Below are 9,254 nucleotides of genomic sequence, written 5' to 3'. Positions count from 1 at the left end.
TTGTTATACGGAGCTTGCGCAAGCCTCAAGCCACCCTAAACTTCCATAATCGGACCTTTCACTTAATTCGTCATAACATCACAACTCAACGGATCAGTTGTCTATTCATTCGACTCTATAGATTCTTAAATTTGCGAATCAACATTAAATGTGGATTCAGAGGTGACTTTGCACCTCAATGACTTCAGATTTTCGCGCCAATTTTTTTCTATAAGGCTTTCCTTCACTTTAGTCACATCGGATGTATAAATCACATGAGCTAAACTACTCTTTGCACGAGTGGATGTGACATAAAATAACCGGCGAGTGCGGTCCAAACCAGTTTCTTCTCCAGAACTTCGTTTCTTTTGACTTTCTCGAGAAATCTCCTTAGCGCCAAAATACTGCTCATAGGAAAACAAGAATCCGCCTGCTTCATCATCATCCATGACAACCATTACACGCTCGAACTCATTACCCTTCACGCCTTGATGGGTTCGAAAAATTGAATTCTCATCAATGTAGTTCTTATAGTTCTGAATCTGGAAGAAATCAGTCTCCAAAGCTTCAGCCCAAGCAGCAATCTCGCTATTATCCCGCTCTTCAGGTTCTGGTTCAACCTCCGGCCTATCTCCCATTTGATCTGACTCTGGTTCAACCTCAGTTTCTTCTGAATTTGTCACAAACGACTGTAATTTTTCTGGAATTATAAGCAGATCGTACTTAGCAAGTACTTCTAAAACTGAGCGAAAACTGACCTTATCATTTGAAACCACATTTCTAAATGCATGTTCCGCGGCTCGAGCAAGCGCGAGCGGATCGTCCTTATTTTCGTCAAGCACCCTGGCTTCCAACAGCGGAGACTTGTTTTCTCTCAAGATATACATCAATTCGGCTCGCTTTTTCTTCCGGCTCGCCTCAGCCAAAGGAAAAACAATGCTAGAAAAGAAATTCAGCTCGGCACTTTCACCTTCAGAGATCCGATATTTAATCTTGTCTGATTTTGAAAGCTTGTCCCAAAGATCATGAAAACCAAGCCGACGCCCAGCCATTTTATGTTCCAAAAGCAAAATAGCAGTTTCTTTGGATTGAGTGTCTTCCCAGTCCGCGTCACCCGTAACTTTCGCCATAGCCTCACGAATTTCCGCTTCGACTTTGTCTTTATCTGAAACACCGTGCGACAGTAAAAAATAGCGAACGAAACCTTCATCAGCTCCATCTTTGGCAAATTGATTAAGTCTGTCATCCTCACGACGAATTTGATTACCCAAACCAACGATGCGCCGCGCTGAGCGATGGTTCATTTTTTTGTCGAAAGTAGTCCAGCCGCTTGGCTTAGTCTTACCAAGCTCAGGTTCTCCTCCGCCAAAGATACGCTGCATAGTATCCCCAAACAGACCGACAACTACTTTATCCGACTTATTTTTTTGCAGATCAAAGAATGCACCAACTACGTCTTTATTAGTATCTTGGCTTTCGTCGATGAATATGAAAGGGAATTTGTTTACTATGATTTCTTCCATCATAGGCTTGGTAGTCAATAAGTTATAGAAAAGTTTCAAAACATCTGCGTGCGACAGCGAATTTTGGGAAGAGTTGACGCCGTTTGGATCGTAAACGAATGAGCGAGGTTGCGCTAACCATTCCATTTTCTTAGTCAGGCGGCAGATATCCCTTTTTCGAGCATCGGAAGCCTTTCCTGCGCGGCCTTTCCTTTCTTTTTCCTTGAGATTTTCTAAATCAGCGGGAATTGTTTCCAAGTACCACTTTCGAATATCTTCATTAAAACCGGAAATAGCCGACCAGCAAAAACTATGAATCGTCGAAACCGCAAAGATAGGACTTTGCTCAACCCGGTCCACGATTTCATTGGCTGCATTGTTCGTAAATGTTACAACGGCAACTTTCTTTCCTTGACGAACAAAATCACCAGAATACTCTTTCTTTAGAAAATCAAGAGCCTCTTTTAGAGAATAGGTCTTTCCTGATCCCGCCCCAGCGAAAGTGATAAAGCCTTTTCCGGAACCTATGCGCAGGCACTCTCTGATAGATTTATCAACGCTACTGTCATAATCTACGGGTTTCATGTCCGCCAAGTAGAATTCTTCTGACATAACTTATCCCTATGTTTTTGGTGAAAGCTGAGCTGCCAGCCATTTGAGGCCATCGCTCATGTATTCGGGGGGAGTGAAGCTATTCGACTCATTCTCCGCGAGATGGAATAGGCAATCAAAGGCAAAGTCCCCCTTATTCAATCCTTGCACATATTCATAAAGTGACTTTGACAACGATTCACCACCACTTTCATGGGCAGCTTTTATCTTGGGTTTTTTCTGGAAATACTCATAATCAAAATTAGCCAAAATCAAAGCATCTTCAAAAGTTCGGGACAAAGCTTCCTCCCCACAAATCAGAGCCGGCTTCTGGAAGGCAACGTAAAGCGGCGCACCTTGGCTTATTGTCGCATGTCCTGTTTTTGGTAAGTCTACTAGTTCATCAACAGTTTCTTTCCGTGGATGCCACATCTTCAAAGTATCATTATTGCTCTTTTGATCAGAATTTCTTTGCGGAAAGCAAGACTTTCCTTGGTTATCAACAGAGTCAAGATCAGTCAGCACTAGAGTCGCGACCCCAAGCTTCTCGACTAACTCTCTGTATTTGTGCGTGTGAGCACCGCTCACCTCAAGCATAGAGATGTACCGATTAGATAAGTCTGGGAAGCTATTGGAAATAAACTCTGGCACCAGAAGGCGCTCAGCCTGCCCCTCAACGAATATAACGCCATCGGCAAAGAAGATATCACAATGAGTGAGTTTCAAGTGTTTTCTTACAAACAAAAGCTCGTCTTTCGCGTGCGCAAAAAGTTCTGACATATTTGCAATTGATGTATGGTCCATCGCGATGGACGCATTCGGATCATTTCGTCGAAAGTAACGTAAATCTTTGAAGTCAATGTCATTAATAATATGACTGGAGTGAGTACTAATCACGAGCTGAGTCTGGTATTCAGGCTTATCTTTCTTTTCTTCCTGGTCGCGCAAATCGGAATGATTCCGCAAAGTATCGTAAGCTTTCGATATAAAAACACGCTGAACCTGAGCGTGAAGATTAACTTCCGGCTCTTCAAGCAATACTAAGTGAATTGGTTCAATCTGATCTTCGACATTATCCTCTGAAGAAGCCGATTTGCCAACACGCATCCATTTGTCGCGAAATTCTAAAAGCCTAAAGGTTAGGTATATTAGATTCTGGTAGCCAAGCCCAAGGTAACTTTCAGGAAGAAACTCTTCCTCCTTGTCATCAAGACGGTATCGAACCGATGACGATTTTTGCAAAGCATCCGTTCCGCTAACTTTCGCGGCAATTTCAACAGTTGGATTACCACCGATACCAGGGTAACCCATACTTTTCAACTCTTCGAAAGGAGATTCAAACTGCTTGTTCAGCCTTTTGGTAAAGTCCTTTTCTAAATTTTGCTGTTGCCCCAAGACTTTGAGGTCGTCAGCCTCCGGGGAATCTTCTGGGTTCAAAATACCCTCATAATAGTCTCGAAGTAGCTTGTTGAGCCGCTGCTTTTCTGAATATGGTCCTTTTTGGTCTGCGTCATCTTCAGCACCTAGTCCACGTTGTTCGGATATAGCATCTACTCGAATTAATTTTTTCAAAGCTTCAGATTTGAGAGGCTGCAAAATTTCGTCCTCACTAGTCTCGGCCCCTTTGCTCAAGACGTAGTGCTTTTGCTTTATGAACTTACTGAAGTTTCGGCCTTTCTCCAAGAAATCACATAGATCCTTAGGCCACAGACTTACCTCACCCTCATGCCCGGAAACTATAACTCTTGTATCAACAAACTCGCGAAACATTTTTGAGACATCGGTCACTTCATAGTTTATACGAACAGATAGAGCACCACCACTCCATTCCAAGTCAGGGAGAATATCACGAACCTTATACGCCTCATTCGCTTCCGCCGTTATCTCGATATCTAAGCTCGGCAACAACATGACAAGATCTTCGGATAGGTCCTCCATTTCCTCGTTAGTAGGAAATTCCTCTTCGACTTGTTCACCTAGCTTTTGGATTGCCTTCCAATTCTGCTTCGATATATCTCTAACGTTTAGGTTGTCTGGGCTTCTCAGGAATGTATGTAACGCTCCAATGCAGGAGGTTTTACCACTATTGTTAGCGCCGACAAGAACCGTTGTTTTATCATCAAGCACCAAGGTTACATTGGCCAGACGCCGGTAATTTTTTAAAGAAAAGGAAGTGATTTTCATGTGCAAAACCTTAAAGAAGGACCAGAAACAAGAGGATATTAATTTTAAAATTACTCCTTTTTACACTTTCGACCAATTCCCGCTAAAGGTCGAAAACACACTCTCATGCAATGCAGTATAACGCTTAGCGTAACCGGCTGGCTTCGGAGAAGCAGCGTAGAAGCCAGCCCGAGTTAACACTATTGTCATGCACTTTCTCAATCGAAGAAATCCTTGAGAACCTTTCGCGTTCCCACTTTCCTCCATTTGACTGGCTCAAAATTTGGACACCAGTCACAGACACTCTTTACAGCGGATGCCTGAATCTGGTCAGCAATCGAAGATGGGTGATCCTTCTGAAACCTAAATCGATTGAATAAAAAGTTACAGGGGAACAGGTAACGATCCATCTCAACCTCGTGCTTTATAGACGGTTTGTCCACTACCCTTATCGATAATGTACCCCGCCCCTCAACTTCTTCAGAGAATGGGTCATCAATTACCTTGTAGCAGTGAGCTTGGTAATCTCGACACGATTGCGATTCAAGATAGCAGTTAAGCACCGGTGCCATATGATAAGAGTTCTGCAGCAGCTTACCCTTAGAAAAAACCTGCACTCCCTTCCAGGTTCTCACATAATCCAATATCGCAACTGCTCGGCCTGCATCTGACTGACTTTCACCAAAGCAGACAAAATATGTGGACTTCCCATTTATGTCTGCTACCGCATACTGCTCAGCTCCTTCTGCAATATTCAGAACTAGTGAAAAGTTCTTTGATGTGCTTTTCGGGAACACCACAACAAGCATATACCGAAGCGACGCATCGAATGGATCAATTCTTTTTGCCAGTTGATTTTTAGTCACACTCATACCTCTTAGGGCATATAACGCCTAGTCTCACCTGCCCTTTTAGAGACGCCCCGCACCGGAAAAGCGGTCGGCGGCATCCCTTAGTAAGGGATCATTGTCACTCGGCCTTTCGTATTCACTGGCCGAAACTACGAAACTATTACCGCGACCAGTGTGCACTACACACCAGAACCTTTGCCCATTCATATTCTTTTCATCAACGGATAGAAAATAGGCGCCACCTTCAAATTCTTTATAGCTGACCTCGTTTCCGTATAGATCTAACCCCTCTTTCGCTAATGCAGCAGTGGCCACCTCCCTATCGATATTATCCCCCTCGTTTATACCTTTCAGTATTTCAACTACTTTGTCGGGCACAGTAATCCCAACGAAAAGCAAGAATTTCCGCATTTCACCTGGTTTTAGAATTATTGGGTAGCCAACTGGCTGGGAACCCAGGGTTAGCAACCCACCATCAATATCTGAGTAGAACGTTGTCCCGGGTGAATCACCACGCGTCAGATCGTAATTTTTGATAGAAAGTTGTCGGCTCCCGGTGTTCGAAATGGTGAGCTCCCACGGAACCTGAACAACGCTTCCCAAGCGTTCGAGCTTTGTCCCTGTAATGTAAATAACTCCCTTTAAGTACGGATTCAACTTGATAGAGACATCTTCCCGATGGAGCTTATCAAACTGCTCCTGTTGCTGCATGAGAGCGGCTTTTTGTTGAACATAGGGTATGGCAACGGCAGCTATCGCAATGACTAGCGATATGACTGCCGTAATTCGCGCAAACTTATCTGGTGATCTTTCACTCATCCCTGCCAATCCCTAACGCCCAGATTTGTAGCGCCAGCGGAAAAGCCGTTCCGCTTTGACGCTGTGGTTGAGTCTATGCCCGCTATTCTGGGAACCATCTCAGGTGCATTTCGAATTCCGCTCGGTATGGTGTCCGTATCTGCCCCGGAGCTTTTCTGACATACTCTTCAGCGCCTTGCTGGTATTCTTGGCCCAGTGAACGAAAGTAGGCCAAGGCCTCGTCAACGGAAGGAACCCTGCCATCCTCACCTTGGAATTTCGGCGACAATGCAGTCCAAATCACGGTATCAGCACCTCTGGCTATTGCCCAAGCTGGCAAACCTGGAATAAGGCCTGGTGCTTTCTCCTCAGTTCTCCAGACTCCAATTCGTTTGGTCGCTGTCTCCTCCCTTCGACGAAGACTCTCTATCGCGCGATCTAGATCATCACCATCCATCCAAGCCCATAACGAAGGCATTTCCTGAAACGATCGGCCAAGAACAAGTGTCAGTCTATGACCACTCGACTGTCGGGCAAACTCCACAGGTACTTTTGGGCCATCCTTATACCACGGCGAAGATAGAGCCAGGTCGCGGGCATCCCACACCAATGACCCCCAAGCAAGACATGCTATATGCATATTCCTCCTTCGCCCTTATAGGTATTAGCGAGCACACTCGTTTTCCACTTAAATGAGCATGCGCGTTCAATTTTTTATACCACTCCGATAACCCATTATTTTCAAAGAGAACATCCATCTACCCTGCAATAGGATCCCAATAAACACGCGCACTAGATAATACGGCTGAGCCACTACACTAGCCTTCATTCCACGCTCTCCGTCACCTTGTACGCGTCAAATGCCACTAGGCCGGCGATGGGTTGCATCTCGTCAATTGGCCATTTATAGCTCCAGGCCACATCGGCAATATCGGGCAGCGAGTAGTAGGTGCTGCCGCCCTTGAAGGGGCAGTGGGTCATAGTTTCGGAGATGGTGAGCTTTGACATATCCACATCGGATCGCGGCAGATATTGCCGCTGTGGATAGTCTTTCTCGCGCAGCTCAATGACGTCGCAGGTATCGGCGAGCAGGGTATCGCAATAATATATCCGCCCCCTGCGTGCATGCGGGTGCAAGATGTTGCGGGAGGCGATGTGATTGGCCATCAGCAGTCTCTTGCCGGTTGGGTTATCAGTCAGCCTAGAAGGGGGGATACAGAATGTCACCGTTTGGCGACATTTTCGGCTTCAACCATTAATCCACGTCTGCCTACGCAGAACATCCAAACCAGCACCAGCCAGGCTACTCAGCGCTTGGCGCTAACGCTGCCTCCCGCCATGATGATGAGATTGATGGGCTGCGGGAGACTCTCGGGATGAACCAGACACCACGCACACCGGCGCCGCTGACGAACCTGAGCGGTCGCTCCGTTCTCTTCGTGATGGCGGCGGACGCTGAATACGGCCCGCATCTGAAGGCGCGTTTCGTTCCCTTCATGACCGGCGTGGGGCCGGTCGAGGCGGCGGTGGAGCTCACCGCCGCGTTGGCGGAGCTGGAGGCACGCGGGCGGCTGCCGGACCTGGTGGTGTCACTAGGCTCGGCGGGCAGCCGGGATCTCGAGCAGACCGAGGTCTATCAGGCGACCTCGGTTTCCTACCGCGACATGGACGCCTCGCCGCTCGGCTTCGAGCCGGGCGTCACGCCCTTTCTCGATCTGCCGGCCACTTTGTCCCTGCCGTTGCGCATCCCAGGGATTCGCGAGGCGTCGCTGTCGACCGGCGCCAACATCGTCTCGGGCGTGGCCTATGACGCCATCGCCGCCGAAATGGTGGACATGGAGAGCTACGCCTGCCTGCGCGCCTGCACGCGTTTCGACGTGCCGCTGGTGGTGCTGCGCGGCATCTCGGACGGCAAGGCGGAGCTACAAGGGGTCGACGACTGGACGGCGTATCTCCACGTCATCGACGAGAAGCTGGCCGCCGCCGTGGATAGATTGGGAGAAGCACTCAAGGAGGGCTGCTGACGCGCCACCTTCCCACGTGCGGGCGCGGTATCTCGATGCATCAGCCCTACGGCAACACTTCAGATAAAGCCTCCACGCAGGCGTCGACTTCATCCACGCTGTTGTAGTGCGCCAGGGAGATGCGGGTAACCGCCTTGAGCCCCAGCGGGCACAGGTTGCCCGAGAAGACGTCGTCACTGTCCTCTCGACGCGCGTTCCTGTCCATGACGCAATTTCCGTCACATGCCTTCACGGCGGTCCCGGGTCTTGCAGGTCAAGGGACAAGGACGACCCGGCCCAGAATGGAATTGTTCTCGGCATAGGCATGTGCCGCCGCGACCTCGCAAAGCGAAAACCGTCGATCGAGGGGAACCTCCAGCTCACCGGTGGCGGCCAGGCGCAACATGTCGTCGACCGTCCTGTGGACGTCGGGTTTTTCGAGCTGGCTGCCCATGAACACACCCAGAAGCGTCTGGTTGGCCTGCAAGGCGGGCCAGAGGTCCAGGTCCAGCGACGCACGCCCTGCATTGCCAACGAAGACCAGACGTCCCTCGGGCCGGAGTGCGGCAAGCGATTCCGCGAGCGTGGAGCCGACGGGATCGACGACCAGATCCACGCCGCGGCCGTCGGTCAGCCGCATGACGGCCGCAGTCACATCCTCTGAGCGGTAGTCGATTGCGGTGTCCAGCCCATAAATCCGCAGTCGCGCGGCGCGATCCGCGCCCGAGACGGTTGCCAACACCTTCGAACCGGCGCGATGTGCCAGTTGGATCACCGCGACCCCGACGCTGCCCGCTCCGCCCTGCACGAGCATGGTCTCGCCGTCGGCCAGGTTGCCGCGCGCGAACAGGCTGTGATGAGCGGTTCCGAACGAGATGGGCAAGGCGGCCGCAGCCGCCATCTCCAACCCGTCCGGCACGATCCATGTCCGCGAGGCCTTCACGGCACGCAATTCGGCATGGGATCCGCCCATGTCGAATGAGGTCACCTTTTGCCCGATGAAGCGGTCGCGAACCTTCGCACCAACCTCGACGATCTCACCCGAGGCCGCATAGCCAGGAACGTGGCCTGCTGCCTGAGGCGCCGCCGTCGCCCGATTGATGAGATCGCCCCCCTCGATCGAGATTGCCTCCACCCGGAGGAGAACTCCATCCTCGGGACAACCCGGAGCCTCGACTTCTGCGTAGCTCAGGACCTCCGGCCCGCCTGGAACATCATAATATGCAGCCTTCATGCTCTTTCCTTCCATCGGCCTTCTGCCTCCGATTCTGACCGCGCCACAGCGCCTGAACACGTACTTCACTTGAGGGGCTTGGCGCAGTACGCGGCCGCTTTTTTGTGATTTCAGGCTCTTCCGACGTCTCGGC

At 49.7% G+C, this 9,254-nt stretch carries 8 protein-coding genes; 1 reads left to right on the top strand and 7 read right to left on the bottom strand.

Translation table 11 applies throughout. The annotated features are described in order from the left end of the window. Positions 1–125: 125 nt before the first annotated feature. The 5 genes from A9O65_RS03870 to A9O65_RS03855 all read right to left on the bottom strand — a co-directional run bounded on the left by A9O65_RS03870 (position 126) and on the right by A9O65_RS03855 (position 7,051). Positions 126–2,093 (bottom strand): UvrD-helicase domain-containing protein, encoded by a 1,968-nt coding sequence (locus tag A9O65_RS03870; protein ID WP_139180675.1) that lies wholly within the window; start codon positions 2,091–2,093, stop codon positions 126–128. 9 nt (positions 2,094–2,102) lie between these two features. Further along, entirely contained in the window at positions 2,103–4,256 is a 2,154-nt protein-coding gene (locus A9O65_RS03865; RefSeq protein WP_064701416.1) for an ATP-dependent nuclease, read from the bottom strand. Between the two features lie 197 nt (positions 4,257–4,453). Then, positions 4,454–5,101: a hypothetical protein gene (locus A9O65_RS17155; RefSeq protein ID WP_139180676.1), complete on the bottom strand. Its 648-nt coding sequence runs from the start codon at positions 5,099–5,101 to the stop codon at positions 4,454–4,456. Between the two features lie 45 nt (positions 5,102–5,146). Next, positions 5,147–5,905, bottom strand: a complete 759-nt coding sequence (locus tag A9O65_RS03860) for a hypothetical protein (RefSeq protein WP_064701415.1) — start codon at positions 5,903–5,905, stop codon at positions 5,147–5,149. Between the two features lie 804 nt (positions 5,906–6,709). Further along, positions 6,710–7,051, bottom strand: a complete 342-nt coding sequence (locus A9O65_RS03855; RefSeq protein WP_064701414.1) for a DUF427 domain-containing protein — start codon at positions 7,049–7,051, stop codon at positions 6,710–6,712. A gap of 209 nt (positions 7,052–7,260) precedes the next feature. On the opposite strand from A9O65_RS03855, the gene A9O65_RS03850 reads away from it, so the two are divergent. Further along, a complete protein-coding gene (locus tag A9O65_RS03850) occupies positions 7,261–7,908 on the top strand; it encodes a 5'-methylthioadenosine/S-adenosylhomocysteine nucleosidase (RefSeq protein ID WP_064701413.1) in 648 nt (215 codons plus the stop codon). Between the two features lie 46 nt (positions 7,909–7,954). On the opposite strand, the gene A9O65_RS17320 is transcribed toward A9O65_RS03850, so the two are convergent. Then, positions 7,955–8,113, bottom strand: a complete 159-nt coding sequence (locus A9O65_RS17320; RefSeq protein ID WP_175473460.1) for a hypothetical protein — start codon at positions 8,111–8,113, stop codon at positions 7,955–7,957. 48 nt (positions 8,114–8,161) lie between these two features. Beyond that, positions 8,162–9,121 carry a quinone oxidoreductase family protein gene (locus A9O65_RS03845; protein ID WP_064701412.1) on the bottom strand — a complete coding sequence of 320 codons (960 nt, stop codon included), beginning with the start codon at positions 9,119–9,121 and terminating at the stop codon, positions 8,162–8,164. Between the last annotated feature and the right edge of the window lie 133 nt (positions 9,122–9,254).

Origin of the sequence: Halomonas caseinilytica (assembly GCF_001662305.1) — a bacterium.
Lineage (GTDB): Bacteria > Pseudomonadota > Gammaproteobacteria > Pseudomonadales > Halomonadaceae > Halomonas > Halomonas caseinilytica.
Note: the sequence above shows the minus strand (reverse complement) of the source record. Positions and strands in the feature narration are given on the sequence as shown.

Coding starts and splice junctions, on each gene's coding strand:
- A9O65_RS03860 (WP_064701415.1), bottom strand. CDS start 5,905: ATGAGTGAAAGATCACCAGATAAGTTTGCGCGAATTACGGCAGTCATA.
- A9O65_RS03870 (WP_139180675.1), bottom strand. CDS start 2,093: ATGTCAGAAGAATTCTACTTGGCGGACATGAAACCCGTAGATTATGAC.
- A9O65_RS03845 (WP_064701412.1), bottom strand. CDS start 9,121: ATGAAGGCTGCATATTATGATGTTCCAGGCGGGCCGGAGGTCCTGAGC.
- A9O65_RS03865 (WP_064701416.1), bottom strand. CDS start 4,256: ATGAAAATCACTTCCTTTTCTTTAAAAAATTACCGGCGTCTGGCCAAT.
- A9O65_RS03850 (WP_064701413.1), top strand. CDS start 7,261: ATGAACCAGACACCACGCACACCGGCGCCGCTGACGAACCTGAGCGGT.
- A9O65_RS03855 (WP_064701414.1), bottom strand. CDS start 7,051: ATGGCCAATCACATCGCCTCCCGCAACATCTTGCACCCGCATGCACGC.
- A9O65_RS17320 (WP_175473460.1), bottom strand. CDS start 8,113: ATGGACAGGAACGCGCGTCGAGAGGACAGTGACGACGTCTTCTCGGGC.